15 protein-coding genes are annotated in these 16,495 nt (G+C 27.5%); 11 read left to right on the top strand and 4 right to left on the bottom strand.

What is annotated here, in order from left to right; translation table 11 throughout:
• Together Q326_RS0101155 and Q326_RS0101150 are read right to left on the bottom strand one after the other, a co-directional pair.
• Nucleotides 1-1,221, bottom strand: coding sequence for an alanyl-tRNA editing protein (locus Q326_RS0101155; protein WP_026893708.1), 1,221 nt, complete (start codon nucleotides 1,219-1,221; stop codon nucleotides 1-3).
• Nucleotides 1,222-1,230: 9 nt separating this feature from the next.
• Nucleotides 1,231-1,716 (bottom strand): hypothetical protein, encoded by a 486-nt coding sequence (locus tag Q326_RS0101150; protein ID WP_026893707.1) that lies wholly within the window; start codon nucleotides 1,714-1,716, stop codon nucleotides 1,231-1,233.
• Between the two features lie 396 nt (nucleotides 1,717-2,112).
• Between Q326_RS0101150 and eam the strand changes: the two genes are divergently transcribed.
• The 4 genes from eam to Q326_RS0101130 all read left to right on the top strand — a co-directional run bounded on the left by eam (nucleotide 2,113) and on the right by Q326_RS0101130 (nucleotide 7,061).
• The gene (gene eam / locus Q326_RS0101145) at nucleotides 2,113-3,387 is read left to right on the top strand and encodes a glutamate 2,3-aminomutase (RefSeq protein WP_026893706.1); all 1,275 of its coding nucleotides are present in this window, start codon (nucleotides 2,113-2,115) and stop codon (nucleotides 3,385-3,387) included.
• Between the two features lie 270 nt (nucleotides 3,388-3,657).
• Nucleotides 3,658-5,064 carry a hypothetical protein gene (locus Q326_RS0101140; RefSeq protein ID WP_026893705.1) on the top strand — a complete coding sequence of 469 codons (1,407 nt, stop codon included), beginning with the start codon at nucleotides 3,658-3,660 and terminating at the stop codon, nucleotides 5,062-5,064.
• 363 nt (nucleotides 5,065-5,427) lie between these two features.
• A complete protein-coding gene (locus Q326_RS17795) occupies nucleotides 5,428-6,237 on the top strand; it encodes an ECF transporter S component (protein ID WP_051531011.1) in 810 nt (269 codons plus the stop codon).
• Between the two features lie 86 nt (nucleotides 6,238-6,323).
• Entirely contained in the window at nucleotides 6,324-7,061 is a 738-nt protein-coding gene (locus Q326_RS0101130; protein WP_026893704.1) for an MBL fold metallo-hydrolase, read from the top strand.
• 82 nt (nucleotides 7,062-7,143) lie between these two features.
• Here Q326_RS0101130 and arcA read toward each other — a convergent pair whose 3' ends face one another.
• Complete coding sequence (gene arcA, locus Q326_RS0101125; protein ID WP_026893703.1) at nucleotides 7,144-8,367, bottom strand: arginine deiminase; 1,224 nt, start codon at nucleotides 8,365-8,367, stop codon at nucleotides 7,144-7,146.
• Between the two features lie 356 nt (nucleotides 8,368-8,723).
• On the opposite strand from arcA, the gene Q326_RS0101120 reads away from it, so the two are divergent.
• From Q326_RS0101120 to Q326_RS0101110, 3 genes are read left to right on the top strand one after another with little or no spacing between them, the layout of a single operon-like run.
• Nucleotides 8,724-11,147, top strand: coding sequence for a DNA internalization-related competence protein ComEC/Rec2 (locus Q326_RS0101120; RefSeq protein ID WP_026893702.1), 2,424 nt, complete (start codon nucleotides 8,724-8,726; stop codon nucleotides 11,145-11,147).
• On the top strand, nucleotides 11,126-12,178 hold the full coding sequence (holA, locus tag Q326_RS0101115; RefSeq protein WP_026893701.1) for a DNA polymerase III subunit delta: 1,053 nt from the start codon (nucleotides 11,126-11,128) through the stop codon (nucleotides 12,176-12,178). The genes Q326_RS0101120 and holA overlap by 22 nt, the downstream gene beginning before the upstream one ends.
• Entirely contained in the window at nucleotides 12,179-12,691 is a 513-nt protein-coding gene (locus tag Q326_RS0101110; protein WP_051531010.1) for a GNAT family N-acetyltransferase, read from the top strand.
• 44 nt (nucleotides 12,692-12,735) lie between these two features.
• Here the strand turns inward: Q326_RS0101110 and rpsT are convergent, their stop codons facing one another.
• Complete coding sequence (rpsT, locus tag Q326_RS0101105) at nucleotides 12,736-12,999, bottom strand: 30S ribosomal protein S20 (protein WP_026893699.1); 264 nt, start codon at nucleotides 12,997-12,999, stop codon at nucleotides 12,736-12,738.
• A 167-nt stretch (nucleotides 13,000-13,166) separates the two neighbouring features.
• On the opposite strand from rpsT, the gene gpr reads away from it, so the two are divergent.
• From gpr to Q326_RS0101085, 4 genes are all read left to right on the top strand, one after another.
• The gene (gpr, locus tag Q326_RS0101100; RefSeq protein WP_026893698.1) at nucleotides 13,167-14,141 is read left to right on the top strand and encodes a GPR endopeptidase; all 975 of its coding nucleotides are present in this window, start codon (nucleotides 13,167-13,169) and stop codon (nucleotides 14,139-14,141) included.
• 84 nt (nucleotides 14,142-14,225) lie between these two features.
• Entirely contained in the window at nucleotides 14,226-15,443 is a 1,218-nt protein-coding gene (gene spoIIP / locus Q326_RS17790; protein WP_051531009.1) for a stage II sporulation protein P, read from the top strand.
• A gap of 98 nt (nucleotides 15,444-15,541) precedes the next feature.
• A complete protein-coding gene (lepB, locus tag Q326_RS0101090) occupies nucleotides 15,542-16,072 on the top strand; it encodes a signal peptidase I (RefSeq protein WP_245592041.1) in 531 nt (176 codons plus the stop codon).
• A 58-nt stretch (nucleotides 16,073-16,130) separates the two neighbouring features.
• Entirely contained in the window at nucleotides 16,131-16,484 is a 354-nt protein-coding gene (locus Q326_RS0101085; protein WP_026893696.1) for a hypothetical protein, read from the top strand.
• Nucleotides 16,485-16,495: the final 11 nt, after the last annotated feature.

Here is a 16,495-nt window from a genome sequence, read left to right as displayed (position 1 = left end):
TTACCCAGTGCTTTTTTCTATTTGTTCCTTAATTAAAGTGAGTCCATTATCAATACAGTTTGATAAATATTGACAATCTTGACCTCCACCTTGTACCATATATGGATTACCTCCCCCAGAACCTTTTAACAGAGGTATAATCTGATTGAAAACTTTTTTTATATTAATATTTGGGAGATTTTGAGATTTTGCTAATATAATTTGACATTTATTTTTAGATGTCACGCCTAAAATAACCAGTGTGGAAGGGCTATTAGTTATATATGATGCAATATCTCTAATTTTTGAGAACTGTGTATCTTGATAGATATTAGATATTAGATTTATGCCATCATAATTTTTACCTTTACTTAAAAGTTCGTTACATTGGAAACTTAATAAATCATTATTAAGTTTCTTTATTTGTTTTTTTAATAATTTATTTTCCTCATACATTTTTGTTGCAGTATTCAATATATTGTCATCCTTTGTGGAAAAAAAATTAGCGAGACTATTAATATAATCATTTTTCCATCTGAAATCTGTTAATGCTCTATTTCCACATACAAACTCAAGCCTAATATTACCTTTGTATTTTTCCCATTTACGTATTTTAATCAAACCAACTTCTCCAGTAGTACTGTTATGAGTTCCAGCGCAAGGAGAATAATCTATATCATCTATTGCTACAATGCGAATATTTTCATTATTGATTTTAGGAACTTTTTTTATTGGTAAATTAGCCAGTTGCTCTTTATTGACATAATATGTTTTGATATCAAAATTTGAAAATATAATTTGATTGGCAAAAGTCTCAACTTTTTGGATTTGTTCCTTTGTTATATCTGATATATCAATATCTATATAGACATAATCTTTACCTAGATGAAATCCTATGGTATTAGCATCAAACAGTTTGTTGAATGCAGCAGATAATATATGTTGACCTGTATGCTGTTGCATGTGGTCAAACCTAGTATTCCAATCTATGGTAAGACTTACTTCTTCATCAAAAATATCTTCACTTAAAATATGAATAATATTATCATCTTTTTTATATACATTTAAAACTTGGACATTATTTATGAGTCCTTCATCTTTAGGTTGTCCTCCTGACATATGGGGATAAAATATAGTTCTATTGGTAATTAAATGTATTGTATTATCTATAATTTTTTTATCCTTTACGATTGCTTTGATTTTTGTTAAATAAGAATTTTCAAGATAGACTTTGTTGGTCATAAGTTCACCTCATTGTATTTTATAATCTATATTGTATTCTTCGGCAAGTTCTACTATGGCATCTTTAAATTCCTTCATATATTTTCGAGATTCTTCTAAAAGTTTATCAGCAGCGAGTATTTTTTTATTATCTTTTTCCTTATATCCGTTTTTGAGTATTATTAGAGCTTCTAATTGTTTATTTGCTCCTTTTATGTAGAGCTGATGTATATTAGTTATTTCAGGAGATTTAGTTTCGATTTCATTTAAAGCTCCAACAAACTCTTCATATTTTGGGATTATATTTTTTTCTAAGGATAAATAAAGTTTATTGGTGTCATCACTATATTCCTTAAAAGCTATACTATATTTTTCCAATGCTTCATTTTCTAATGTAATAGCAGGGGGTAAAGCAATATTTACATAGTCAAGTAATTGTTCTTTTAGAGACTCAGTACAACCTAAATTGAATATTAATAATATTATAAGAAAAATAAAACTAATTTTTTTAACCATAAATACCTCCATTTGTAGACTCATACAAGTCTAATTTTTAATTAGTTATACTTTATTCTATCATTTAAAAGGATTATTTTGAAGTGATATACTTTTGAAAATTATATTTTGCAAAAGGTGTAATTATTGACATTTATCTCAATATGGGCTATAATATAATAGCTTGTTATAACCAATCTATTAAATTCTTTTCAAAATTATTAATAATCAAATCTTGTGTTTAAAAATATTTTACTAACATACCCATGGATTTAAATTCAAAATTATAAGGGTTGTTTTCAAACATATTGTAAATATTAAATATGTTATTTTTCAAGCTCAAAAAAACAACAAAGACAATTCTGAACATTCAGAATAAGTCATAAATTATATAATATACCATGAGGAGGAATGCTGATGAAAGAAGCTGGAAAAAATAGTAAAAGACAAATTTCATTAAAAAGAGCAGAGGAACTAAAATCTAGAATATCTGATTATTTAGAAGTTAAAGATAAAATTCCTAAAGGATTAGATTTAACACTTGAATATGAAAAATCTAAGGCAAAGATTTTAGCAATTTTACAGGGAACCGAAGAGGATTGGAATGACTATAAATGGCAATTGTCTAATAGAATAAGTGATGTAGAGACATTGGGAAAAATAATTGATTTAACTCCAGAGGAAAAGAAAGAAATAGAAGAAGTAGGAAGAAGATATAGGTGGGCAGTGTCCCCCTATTATGCAAGTCTCATAGATAAAAAAGATCCCTTTGACCCCATAAGGCTTATGTCTATACCTACAGCTTTAGAGATTATAGAAACTGAAGGAGATAAAGATCCTATGGCAGAGGAGTATACAAATCCTGCTGGTAGTATAACTAGAAGATATCCCGATAGGCTTATAATCAATGTTACAAATGAATGTGCTATGTATTGTAGACATTGTCAACGCAGAAGAAATATAGGCCAAAAAGATATGCATAAAACTACTAAGGCTATAAAGGAATCCATTGATTATATAAAAAAGAATTCAGAAATAAGAGATGTGCTAATAACTGGTGGAGATCCATTAACTTTACCTGATGATAGAATTGAGTGGATATTAAAGGAATTAAAGGCTATTGAACATGTAGAGTATATAAGGATTGGAACTAGAACGTTAGTTACTATGCCTCAAAGGATTACAGATAATTTGGTTAATATTATAAAAAAATACCATCCTATTTATATAAATGTACATTTTAATCATCCTAAGGAAATAACTGAAGAGGCAAAAGTGGCAGCTGAAAAATTAGCTAATGCAGGAGTACCATTGGGTAATCAAGCTGTTTTGTTAAATGGTATCAATAATGATAAATGTATAATGAAGTCATTAAATCATGAATTACTTAAAATACGAATAAGACCTTATTATATATTCCATGCAAAGCATGTTATAGGTACGACTCATTTCAATACATCTATAGATGACGGTATTGAAATTATAGAATATCTTAGGGGGTATACTTCAGGAATGGCTATACCTACTTATATTGTAAATGCACCTAAAGGTCAAGGAAAAACGCCCATACTACCACAATATTTACTTTCTAGAGGAAAAGAGGATATAATTATAAGGACTTGGGAAGGGAAAGTTATAAAATATCCTAATCATCCAACAAAGGATATAAGGGATATATATCGAAAAAATTGAGATGATAGGCTTATTTTATGCATTTTAATAAACTTATATGTTTATCACAAATCTAGAATTAAGCTATTAAGCTTAATTCTTTTATGTATTTGTGGAAAATATATGTTATAATTTAAAAAGAAAACATAATTGCTATATAGTTTTTCTAATATCATATATAATAATATATTACAAAATTATATTATTATATATGATATTAAAGTGTTAAGATTGAATTATGGTAATATATTAGCGTTTTGAAATGTGACATATATGAAACGAGGGGTAAGATTGGAAAATACATTTTTAAGAGAATTTAAGTCTAAGACACAATATGATTTAATAAATATGCTATATCCTAAAGAATATGATGAATTAAATATTGAATATTTAGGTTATATTGAAAAATTTTATGAAAGAAGAAATATACTTCCTATTTTAAATTATATTATGTTCAAGAGAATAGAAGTTTTTAATGAATCCAATGAGAAAAATAAAATAGAGTTGGATTTTCTGATAGCTAATCGTTTAAAAGATCTTTTTTGTAGATATGGAGAATATGAAAAGGCATTATTTGTATATAATAGAGAAATAGATAGCTATATTGAAAGAAGGATTAAAGAAGGAGATATAAAGGCTTTGGATATTCCCATAATAGCCAATGAACTAATATCTCGTGTAAATGTATATGGCAATATAGATGACCAAATATATAATGTCTTAAAGATAATTCCTATAGATAAACTTTATTATACAAGATATTCAAAGATTAATTTAGAAGAAAATAAAACATATTATTATTCATGTGATGAGGCTCAATTTTTTAAATCTTTAATACCTTTTTTAAAAGAAACAATAAAAAATGAAGACTATGAGATATTTGAAAAATATGCTTTATTTTTAATGTCGGAGCTTTTTGTTCATTTTCAAATATTTTACAATTTTGGAGATGAAGGCATATGGGAGAGGGTAAAGGATACATATCTATGTTTTAATGAATTGGGAAAAATAATATATAGTAGCTCTTCTTCTTTGTTTACAATAAAAAGTTTTGAATTATATAGTTATTCTATAGAGATGTATTTAAATAAATCCAAGATTATTAAAAATACTAATATAATAAAAATGTATACTATAAAGGAATTTGAAAAAGTATTTTTGAATTATTTAAAAGAAATCAAGTATAAATTATTTAAGACATACATGCAAGAAATAATATATGTATTCCAAGCCTTCGAAGAAACAGTATATGATTTAACTGAAAGTTATGGCATTTTTGTTGAAGGGATGTCTAAAAAAATAAAAGACAGGTCAATACCAAAATATAAAAAGACATTTATAAAAGAATATTTGATGGAACCCAAGTATATACCTACTCTTTTTGAGAAAAAGCAATACGAATTAATTGCATCAATATATTTTGAAGAAAAAAATCATATAAGATTAGAAGAACATTATTGGGAGATAGCTAAATCCCTTATAAAATGCCAACATGTAGATGAGGCATTAAAAGTATATAAAAAAGTTCTTGGAATAGGAGTTAAAGACTATAGAATTTATAAAGAGATAGGTTCAATATATCAATACTATTATAATGATATTAATAAGGCAAGGGAATTCTATTCTGAAATTTATGAGGGAAGTTGTGGTTTACATCAAAAAAAGATGTTAAAATTGTTTCCTATATTAGAAGATTGAAAGATTTATATGGAAATAAAAAATTGAAAGGAATGGGACTTTGTTTAATTACTTGAATCATATGTCTAATTTTTCACTAGCTACTGGAAACGACAAATTTAGAGGGTCTTTATATATTGTAGTAGGTATTTTATTGAGTGTATATTCAATGAATAAAATGAATAGGAACAGAAATAAATAGTAAAGTTTCCGTTAATTATATTTTATTTGTACAATATGATTAATGGAAACTTTACTATTTTTATTGCAAAATATCAATAAACAAAAATAATAATAGATACAATAAGGGTACAAATCAAAAAAAATACTTTCTTTATAGATACAATTATGATATAATTGTATCTATAAAGGGAGGGGAAAAGAATGGAAGAATTAAATATTAGAAAAATAACATTTGGAGGTCTTATGACAGCAATGGTTTTTGCTGCTACTGCTATAATGCCCCATGTGCCAGTACCTTTTACTGAAGGTTATATTCATATAGGGGATAGTATGGTATTTATTTCAGCTATATTATTGGGATGGAGATTTGGAGCTATAACGGGAGGATTAGGATCTTCTTTAGCTGATTTGTATTTGGGATATTCCCATTGGGCTGTTCCTACTTTGATAATAAAGGGAATAATGGGAGCCATAGTGGGATACATGGCAAAAGAATTAACAGAGAAGGATTCTAAAGCTTTAAATACTGGTGTGACATTTGCGAGTATAACTATATGGATAGCATTTGGGTTAACTATTAAAAATATTTTGTCTAAAATACTTAATGGAATAAATAATTCGGAGATGACGACTTTTCTTATAAACAAATTAGAATTGAATGGAACTAATGAGTTGATAAACTTGATAGGTAATGTACAAAAGTCTTTGATGCTAGCTATTGCATTTATACCTATATTAGTCATAGTTCTTCATATAATATTGAAGAAAAAAGGGAAAAAATTATTTAATATAACTGGTCTTATGGGCATGACTGTGGCAGGGCTTTGGATGGTTGTTGGTTATTATATAAGTGGTGGAATACTTAAAGGCAATATGATTGTTCCTATTTTTAGTGTTCCAGCAAATATATTACAGTTTGTGGGAGGAATGGTGATAGCATCTTTTGCTGTTGCTACACTAAATAAAGTAGAAACTATTAATAAATATATATTGAAAATTAAAAAAGGATAACTAATTAGAAGAGTCTAGACTTTACAGTTTAGGCTCTTTGTTTTATACTAAGAAACAAACATGGAACTTCTCGTGGAGGTGTAGAGATGAAAATAACAGTACTTGGAAATAATGGTCCTTATCCTGGAACAGATAAAGCTTGCTCTGGGTATTTGCTTGAAAGTGAGAATGATACAAAGATATTAATTGATTGTGGAAATGGTGTATTGTCCAGATTGTTTAAGTTTATTGATATAAAGAAAATAGATGCTATCATACTTAGTCATTTGCATATGGACCATATTGGGGATATGTTTGTTTTTAAATATGCCATTGGTATAAATAAATCTAAGGGGAAATTTCAAGGGTCTATACCTGTATATACTCCTAAAGATGACCAATATATAGTAAATAATATGAATTATAATGGGGCATTCGATATAAGAGATATTGATGAGGAGAAAGTGTTAAATATAAATGAATTGAAAGTAACATTTAAGAGAACTAAACATCCCGTTGAAACCTATAGTATTAAAGTAGATAATGGAGAAAAGATTTTTGTATATTCTTCAGATACATCATATTTTACTGAGTTAATAGATTTTGTGAAAAATGTTGATTTGTTTTTGTGTGAGGCAGGAGTATTGAGTAGAGATAAAACTGATGATATACCCCATCTAACCCCTAGTGAAGCAGGTATGATAGCAGCTAAGGCAGGAGTAAAAAGGCTTATATTGACACATTTTTGGCCTGAGTATAAGCTCGAAGATATAATGAAAGAAGCCACAGATAATTATGATTCCATATTGGAACTAAGTAAAGATATGCAAACATATTGTCTATAATTAATAGAGTTTGTAGCATGTAGTAATTGGTAGCACAATGTAGAGAACCGTAGGTTCTCTGCCATCGACTACGAACTACTAGCTACTCTCTAATAAGTGGCATACTCATACATCTTGGACCACCTCTGCCTCTGGAAAGCTCAGAGCTTGGCATCAAATGGGTTTTTATTCCATGATCTTTCAAAAGTTCATTTGTAACATAGTTTCTTTCGTATACTACAACTTCACCTGGTGCTATAGCTAAGGTATTAGATCCATCGTTCCACTGTTCTCTTGGTGCATCTATTTTATTTCCTCCAGCACAAGGTATTAGTGTTATTTTGTCTAGTTCTAAATATTTTTTTAGTATATTTGATAAAGTATCTTCTTCTCTAACTATATTTAAATCATTATTTGTACCTTTAGTGATTGAAAATACAGTAAGAGGACCTTCTATTTCAGGATGTATAGTGAATTTATTATAATCAACCATAGTGAACACGGTATCTAAATGCATAAATGCTCTTTTTTTCGGTATATCAAAAGCTAAAATTGTTTCGAATGTTTGACCGTCATTAAATATATTTTTAGCGAATTTTTCTACAGAAGCTGCATCAGTTCTAGCTGAAATGCCCATTGCAATGACTTTATCATTTAATACTAATTCATCTCCGCCTTCTAAAGAAGTTTTTTCATTTCTATTGAACCATATAGGTATTTTTTTGTCTTTAAATCTTGGGTGATTTTCAAATATATATTTTGCGAAAATAGTTTCTCTATTTCTTATACCTGTCTTCATATTATTGAGAGTTATTCCATTCCCTATAGTAGCAAAGGGGTCTCTTGTAAAATATAAATTTGGCATGGGATCTAAGATAAAAGGATATTCTCTAGCTACCATATCTACTAGGAATTTACTTTTGTAGTTTTTAAGATCTTCTTTTCTGACTCCTGCCATCATTTTATCTATAAGTTGATAATTATTAAAATCGCTGAGATATTGTCTGATTATCTCTTTGTTATCTTGTCCAAAGACATGGGATTCTTCTAAAAAATCTTCTATCATTTGTTCTCTTAATTCATTTGTAGTTAATGATTCGGCTGCTAAGTCTCGAAGATATAATACTTCTATATCGTTGTTTCTAAGTATTTGAGCGAAGCTGTCATGCTCTTCTTGTGCTATTTTTAGATAAGGTATATCATCAAATAATAATTTTTCTAATAAATCTGGTACTAAATTTTCCAATTCTTTTCCTGGTCTATGAAGAAGAACAGTTTTTAACTTACTAATTTCAGATGTTACATTTAACATATAATTATTTTTCATATTGGGCCTCCTTATTCATGAAATATTCATAAAAGAATAACAAGAAAACTCTGTCAATGTTGATTTTAAAGGATATAATGTAAAAAGTCAACACACAAAATGAATTATTATGTAATCAATGAATAAATATACATAAAATAAAATAGAATTTAATGACATAAGTCCATTGAGATATACTCTTTTACATATACGTAGTCTAAATTATTAGAAAATTTTTTAATAATAACTTTAATAAAAACATAATTATACATGTTAAATAATCTTAAATTATAAGTTTTTTTCATTTATATTTAAATATAATGTTATAATTAAGTTGAGTTACTAAAAATTGATTATATAATTTTAGGGAGAATGATATGCGTAGGCCCTTTATAAATTTGTTAATATCATTAATATTGGGAATATATGTATTCGATAATTTTAAATTAGATATGATAATTATGGCCTTTTTTACAATTTTTATTTTTGTATTGATCTTTATAGATGTCTATTTGGGATTTAAACGTGCATTGTATGTATATATTGCAATGTTTTTATTAGGGGGTTTTTTAGTAAGTTTCCATACAAATAAAAGCAAAATCGAAGATTATGCCAATGAAATAGTAGATATAGAAGGAGTAGTCAAGGAGAAAAACTATATAGATAAAGAATATTCCAAATATATTATAGATACAGATACTATTAAAGTTAATAAAAAAATATATAAAATAGATGAAAAAATACTGCTTAAGTTATATGGGAAGAAAAAATTTTATATTGGAGAAGTTGTAAGTGTAAAGGGTATGGTTAATAGGCCTAGACAAAATTCAAATCCTAAGTTATTTAATAATCAATTATATTTATTGACAAAAGATATACATACTTATATAAATGCTAGAGACTATAATGTAAAGATTGTATCTTCTGGCAATAATAGGCTTCTAGCTGTAATTGATAAATTTAAAAATCATATAATCAATATATTTGATGAAATGTTGTCGCCTAAATACAGTAATATTATGAAATCTATAATACTTGGAGATGATAGATATTTAGATGAGTCTTATATTGAAAAATTTAGAGACTTTGGTATTGCACATATACTAGCTGTTTCTGGATTGCATATAGGTATAATAGCGGCAATGTTTATGGGTATTTTTAGATTATTAATGATAAATATCAATGTATCTACAGTATTTACTTTGGGTATTTTGTGGTTTTATGGATTTATGATTGGGTTTCCTCCTTCTGTTTTAAGGGCACTGATAATGTTTTCTGTTTTTATGGGTTCATTTACAACATATAGAAGGTATGATGCCATAAATGGATTATTTTTTGTAGGAGTCCTGTTACTATTAATAAACCCCTTTTGGTTGTTCCATATTGGTTTTCAATTATCATTTATAGCTACACTATCTATATTGGTATTTAATAATAAACTTCTTAAATTATTGAAGAGACAAAGTTATATATTGAGTATTATCAGCACAATTATTTCTGTTCAACTGGGGATAATTCCCATAGTGGCCTATCATTTTAATACTATTTCATATTTTGCATTAATAACAAATATAGTAATTATACCTTTAATATCCTTTGGAGTTTCTATAGGATTTATTATGATATTTATTTCTATATTGAGCTTTAAATTAACTTTAATATTGGGATTTATACTTAATGGTATATTATATATATTGGATATTCTTATGTATATATTAGATAAATTATATATTGGAGATATGATTGTAGTATCTCCAAATCATTTAGAAATATTTATATATTATTTTTCTATTTTGACTGTTTTTAGAGTAGTTGATATGATTAATATAAATTTTAATATAAAAAGGTTTTTATATATTATTTTTATTGTGATTATATTGTGTTATAGTTTTACTACAATATTAGATGATAAGATATATATTAGTTTTGTAGATGTAGGACAAGGTGATTGCGCAATAATAAGAAAAGGTAATACTACTTTAATGATAGATAGTGGAGGCAGTGATTTTGGAAATTTTGATATAGGTAAAAATATAACAGCACCTTTAATGTTGAAAAATGGAATAAAGAATCTGGATGGTATATTTATTACTCATTTTGATGCTGATCATTGTAAAGCTGCTGTTACTGTCATGAACAGTCTAAATGTAGATAATTTATTTATAGGATATAGAAATCCAGATAAAAAATTATACAAAGATATATTAGAAACGGCAAATAATAATAATATATGCATTACTACTTTGAAAGATGGAGAACGGTTATTTTTAGATAAATCATTTTATATTGATGTATTAGGACCAAGTCCTAAAATAGCCAATGGGGATTATACAGATAATAATAAATCCTTAGTCCTAATGATTAATGCATATAAAAAAAGGATTTTATTTACAGGAGATATAGAAAAAGATATGGAATATGAATTAATAGATAAAAAAGATATAAAATCTAATATATTAAAAGTGCCTCACCATGGAAGTAGTACATCTTCTACAAAAAAATTTATAAAAGCTGTGAATCCACATACAGCTATTATATCGGTAGGGAAAAATAACTTTGGACATCCAAATAATAGTGTGTTGAATAGGTTTAGAGCTGAAGATATAAAAATATATCGGACAGATAATGAAGGTTTAATTACTATAATTTTGGATGAAAAAGGGTTTAATATAGAAACTTATAAAAAAGAAAAGTTAAAATTATATAATGTAATAAGGCTATATGGACTAGATATTTTGATTTTAATTATATATATAATAATATTATTGAGGTGCAAAAAATGGATTATAAAAACTTTATAGAAGAAATCAAAAAAAACCGATTAAAACCTATATATCTATGTTTTGGGGAAGAAAATTATCTCAAGGATTGGATAGTAACTAAATTAAAAGAAAAATTTGTTAGGGAAGAATTTGAAACATTAAATTATATACTTTTAGATGACGATGATACTTCGGTTATGGATATAATAAATGCATGTGAAACTTTACCTTTTATGGATAAAAAAAAGATTGTTGTAGTTGAAGATTTTAATTATTTCAAAGGTGGAAAGACTGATAAAAAATATGATGAAAAAGAATTATTAAGATATATTGAGTCTCCTAGTATGGCCACATGTCTATTTTTTTTAATAAAGGATGGAAAGATAGATGGAAAAAAGAAGATAGTTAAGAAATTTAAAAAAGAAGATGCAATAATTGAAATAAATAGGATAAATAAATATGATTTAGAAAAGTGGATAACCAAGTTGTTATCTAATTATGACAAGACTGCAAAGCTGAAAGATATAAAGTATATTGTTGAGTGTACTGGATATTTAGATAGAAATAGTCAAAAGACCTTATATGATGTAGAGAATGAAATTATAAAGCTAATAAATTTTATAGGTGAAAAAAATATAGTGGAGAAAATGGATATAGATATGGTATTAACTAAATCTATAGAGAATAACATATTTGAGTTGGTAGATGGCATAGGCGCATCAAATCTAAATAAGTCACTTAAGATTTTAAATGAAATGTTGCTGGAGAATGAACCAATCCAATTGATATTGTACATGATAATAAGACAATTTAGACTTTTGCTTATGTCTAAATTGCTAAAAAATAAAGGATATATCCAGACTAATATAGCAAAAAAAATAGGGGTTCCATCATATATAGCTAAAAAACTAATTAATCAAAGTGAAAGACTTAATATAGGACAGCTAGAATATGCTTTAAATAGAGCTTTAGATATTGATAGGGCTATAAAAAAAGGGGGTATGGACTCTAAATTAGGAGTGGAGATGTTGATAGTAGAAACAACAAAAAATATACAGGGGGGAAGATGATTGATTGAAAGCATAATAAGATCCCATAGATTGACTTTTGACAAGTCTGAAACAGAAGATATACCTACAATTATAGAGATAGAGAGAAAAAAAGAAAATAATAAATTTGTATATCAATGGCCTAAAGAAAGGCATCTAGAATCTATAAACAATGGAGATGAATTACATATAACTATTAGAGATATTGAAGAAAATGAAATAATAGGGTATTTAATTATGGCAGGATTTGAAAATTTCCATAATTCGTTGGAATTTATGAGATTGGTCATAGATAAAAAAGGTTATGGATATGGTAAAGAGTCAATAGAACTTATTAAGAAAATGAGCTTTGAAGAATATGGATGCCATAGATTGTGGTTAGATGTATATGATGACAATAAGAGGGCGATACACATTTATAAATCTATGGGTTTTGTGGAAGAAGGTACGCTTAGAGAGTGTAAAAAATCTTCTGATGGTTATAGGTCTATGATTATAATGTCTATTTTGGATAGGGAATACAAAAAGCAATAAAAGCTTCGGTTCGTCCGAAGCTTATTTTATGTCTAATCAAGACATTACATAGCAGCATTTAATTTTTTGCTAAGTCTACTTACTCTTCTAGATGCAGCATTTTTATGAATTGTATTTTTAGCCGCTGCCTTATAAAGCTTCTTTTCAACTAATCTAAGTAGTTCTTTAGCTTCATCAAAGTTATTAGCGTCTACAGCATCATTAAATCTTTTAATATAAGTTTTAACTTCGGATTTTCTTTTTTTATTAACAGCCGTTTTAGCGTTGATTACTTTAATTCTTTTTTTTGCAGATTTTATATTTGCCAACAGGTTCACCCCCTTCGACTACATTAACAAAGGTTATTTTACCATGAACACATTTAAAAAGCAAGGGCATCAATAAAAAAATGTATTTAGAATTAATATATTTATAGATAAAGAGCAATACTATTAATAAAATATCATGTGATGGAGAATGAAGGAGGTAACATGCTGTGTATAATATAAGGACTGACTTAGCGATAGAGACTAGAGAGCTATATAGGGAACAGACTAATGAAGAAGTACCAGGAGTTAAAGTGGAAAGGAAGGAAGAAGAGGACTATGTGATAACTAGAGTAAAGGTTTTAGATGAATCAGGAAAGAAGAATCTAGGTAAAGAAATTGGGGATTATATAACAATAGAAGCACCAGCATTAAAAAAGATGGATCAAGATTTTAAGGATGAAATGAGTATGGTATTGGCAAAGGAAATAAAGGCGTTAATTCCTTCTCAAAAAGTTAATAATACTTTGGTCGTGGGATTAGGAAATTGGAATGTTACACCAGATGCTTTAGGTCCTAAAGCTATAAAGCATGTATTGGTGACAAGACACTTTTTTAAGGTTTATAATAAAAAAGAAGATGAGACTATGGCAAATGTATCTGCTATATCACCTGGAGTCATGGGAATAACAGGCATAGAAACAGGTGAAATAATAAAAGGAATAGTAGAAAAAACAAATCCAGATTTAGTAGTTGCCGTAGATGCATTGGCATCCAGAAGGATGGAAAGGGTAGCTACAACTATACAAATATCTGATACTGGAATCAATCCTGGTTCTGGAGTGGGAAATAGAAGAATTGGTTTAAACAAAAAATACTTAGGAGTCCCTGTAATAGCTATCGGCATACCAACAGTAGTAGATGCAGCAACTATAGTAAATGATACAATGGATATGTTAGTAGATAATATGTTAGATGAGTGTCAACCCAATGGAGATTTTTATTCTCTACTTAATAATATGAAGAAAGAAGATAAGTATGGACTCATTACCGAGGTGTTAAATCCCTTTGAAGGGAATGTTATGGTTACGCCTAAAGAAATAGATGACTTGATAAATAATGTTTCAACTGTAATTGCTAATAGTATAAATATATCTTTGCACCCAGGTATAGATTTAAAAGATGTAAATAGATTTTTAAATTAATAGAAAATCATATTAAACACTTTCCTAGAATATAATTATGTATGGATAAATGATAAAAAAATCATATGACTAGGGAGTGTTTTTATGTACTACAGAGTTAAAGATAGGGGTACTTTGTATATAATCATAGGTGTAGTATGTTTGCTTTCTTTTTTTGGAGGTTATACTATAATATCTAATTTTGTATTTTTCCATTCTAGTATAGATGATAACAGCCAAAAGGTAGCAGCAGCTTTTACTAATGAAAAACTATATATGGAGTATAATAGGCATATAAACATTAAAGAAAAAACCTTATTAAAGGTTATGACAAATACTAGCGCATATATAGATTATTTATATAATAAAGATTACAGACAAAACTCAGAAGGAAATATAGCACAAAATATATTAAGTACTGCAAAGGAAATATTAAGTTTTAGAGGTTATATAAAGGCTCAACTTCCCGCTGTAGCCAATGTAATTAATTATAAAGAGGTAGTAGATGTACAGCAGGAGGAACATCAAGTTCCTCCAATAAATGATGATGAAAATAGCAATATTCCTATTATAGGAGATATAATTTTTATAGACCCTTTTGTTGAAAATCAACAGGAAAATATTAAAGGCCAAGATAATATAGATTTTGGAAAGATAAAGGAAAATATAGAATACCCTTCAAAATTAAAAGTGGATAAAAATAAGCCATACATTCTTATATATCATACCCATGCCACTGAGGTATATAACCCAATTACAGAAGACAATTGGCATTCTACAAAGAAGGAGTATAGTGTAATTACTATAGGTAACATTATAACGGATATATTGAGTCAAAAAGGACATAAAGTTAAGCATATAGAAAAGTATCATGATATACCATCATTTAATAAGTCTTATGCAAGATCTTTAGAAACTATAAAGGGTGAAATTAATAAAGAAAGCAATTTAAAATTGCTTATAGATATACATAGAGATGGAATAGCTTCCAATGCTGCATATATAGATAAAGCTAGAAAAAATGCTTTAATAAATATAGACGGAAAAGATGTGGCTACATTTAGACTGGTTGTAGGAAATGATACTCCAAATAGAAAAGAGGTACTTAAATTTGCGAAATATATTATGGCAGTTTCTGACAGTATGTATCCTGGTTTCTGTAAAGGTATAGTGATAAAGCCCTACGGTAAATACAATCAGTACATGAGTAACCATGCTACATTATTAGAAATAGGAAGCAATTTAAATAGTATAGAAGAGGCAAAACTATCTGCTAAATATATTGCAAATGTGTTAAATAAAGCAATAAATAACATTAAATAATATATTGTTTAATATTACCATATTTTTATTATCTTTTTTTTTGTTCATAATAGTGCTATAATTAAACATGATAAAATACATCAATGGAGGTGTTTTGCTTGGGAAAGGACATAAAAAAGGAAATGTATGAATGGATAAAGAGTATAGCGTTAGCAGTAATTATAGCAATATTGATAAAGACATTCTTATTAAATACTACTTATGTACTGGGACATTCTATGTTCCCTACCCTTGATGAAAAAGATAGATTATTTACTAATAAGATAGTATATATACTAGGAAACCCAGAAAGGGGAGATATAGTAGTACTAAAGGCTCCTGATGACCCTGATAAGGATTATATAAAAAGAATTATAGGTATAGCAGGAGATATAGTGGAAATAAAAGATGGAAAGGTATATTTAAATGGAGAAGAACTAAGTGAAAAATATTTACCTGAGGATGCTTATACTTATGAAGATATAAGGGTTGAAGTACCTGAGGGAGAAGTTTTTGTATTGGGAGACAATAGAGAGAAAATGGCCAGTAAAGATAGTCGATATTTTGGAACCATTTCAATAGAAAAAATAAAGGGAAAGGCATTTTTTAGGTATTATCCCTTTGATGATAGATTTGGGTCTCTATATTAGAGCCTACCTAATGGTATAAATATATGATATTTTGCCCATAATATCAATGGTGATGTGAATGGGTAAAAGGATGGAAAGATATCATAATAAAAGATATAAAAGAACAATTAGATTAAAGAAAAGCACTGTAGTATTCCTTCTGATAGTATTATTTTTACAGGGAATTTTTATAGTGGACAACTGTTATAATAAGCTTATGTGTGTCAATAGCACTGTATTTTCCTATGAATATGATGGTACATTACATACCATATATGTAATGGGGAAAGAATTTGATATTGATCAGAAAAAAATTGATGACTTCATAGATAAAATTAAATATAATATATCCTATGGAGAAGATTTTATTGCTAAAATTATAGAGGGAGTATTAAAAAGGATCGACCAATCGACGATCCTTAATTTTTTATAGGAACTTTTAGT

Origin of the sequence: Clostridiisalibacter paucivorans DSM 22131 (assembly GCF_000620125.1) — a bacterium.
In the GTDB taxonomy this organism is placed as follows: domain Bacteria; phylum Bacillota; class Clostridia; order Tissierellales; family Clostridiisalibacteraceae; genus Clostridiisalibacter; species Clostridiisalibacter paucivorans.
This window is presented reverse-complemented; position numbering and strand designations above follow the sequence as displayed.

What these genes read in the sequence shown, in the direction of transcription:
- Q326_RS0101155 (WP_026893708.1), bottom strand. Translation starts at nt 1,221, where the DNA reads ATGACCAACAAAGTCTATCTTGAAAATTCTTATTTAACAAAAATCAAA.
- Q326_RS0101150 (WP_026893707.1), bottom strand. Translation starts at nt 1,716, where the DNA reads ATGGTTAAAAAAATTAGTTTTATTTTTCTTATAATATTATTAATATTC.
- eam (WP_026893706.1), top strand. Translation starts at nt 2,113, where the DNA reads ATGAAAGAAGCTGGAAAAAATAGTAAAAGACAAATTTCATTAAAAAGA.
- Q326_RS17795 (WP_051531011.1), top strand. Translation starts at nt 5,428, where the DNA reads ATGGAAGAATTAAATATTAGAAAAATAACATTTGGAGGTCTTATGACA.
- Q326_RS0101130 (WP_026893704.1), top strand. Translation starts at nt 6,324, where the DNA reads ATGAAAATAACAGTACTTGGAAATAATGGTCCTTATCCTGGAACAGAT.
- arcA (WP_026893703.1), bottom strand. Translation starts at nt 8,367, where the DNA reads ATGAAAAATAATTATATGTTAAATGTAACATCTGAAATTAGTAAGTTA.
- Q326_RS0101120 (WP_026893702.1), top strand. Translation starts at nt 8,724, where the DNA reads ATGCGTAGGCCCTTTATAAATTTGTTAATATCATTAATATTGGGAATA.
- holA (WP_026893701.1), top strand. Translation starts at nt 11,126, where the DNA reads ATGGATTATAAAAACTTTATAGAAGAAATCAAAAAAAACCGATTAAAA.
- spoIIP (WP_051531009.1), top strand. Translation starts at nt 14,226, where the DNA reads ATGTACTACAGAGTTAAAGATAGGGGTACTTTGTATATAATCATAGGT.
- Q326_RS0101085 (WP_026893696.1), top strand. Translation starts at nt 16,131, where the DNA reads ATGGGTAAAAGGATGGAAAGATATCATAATAAAAGATATAAAAGAACA.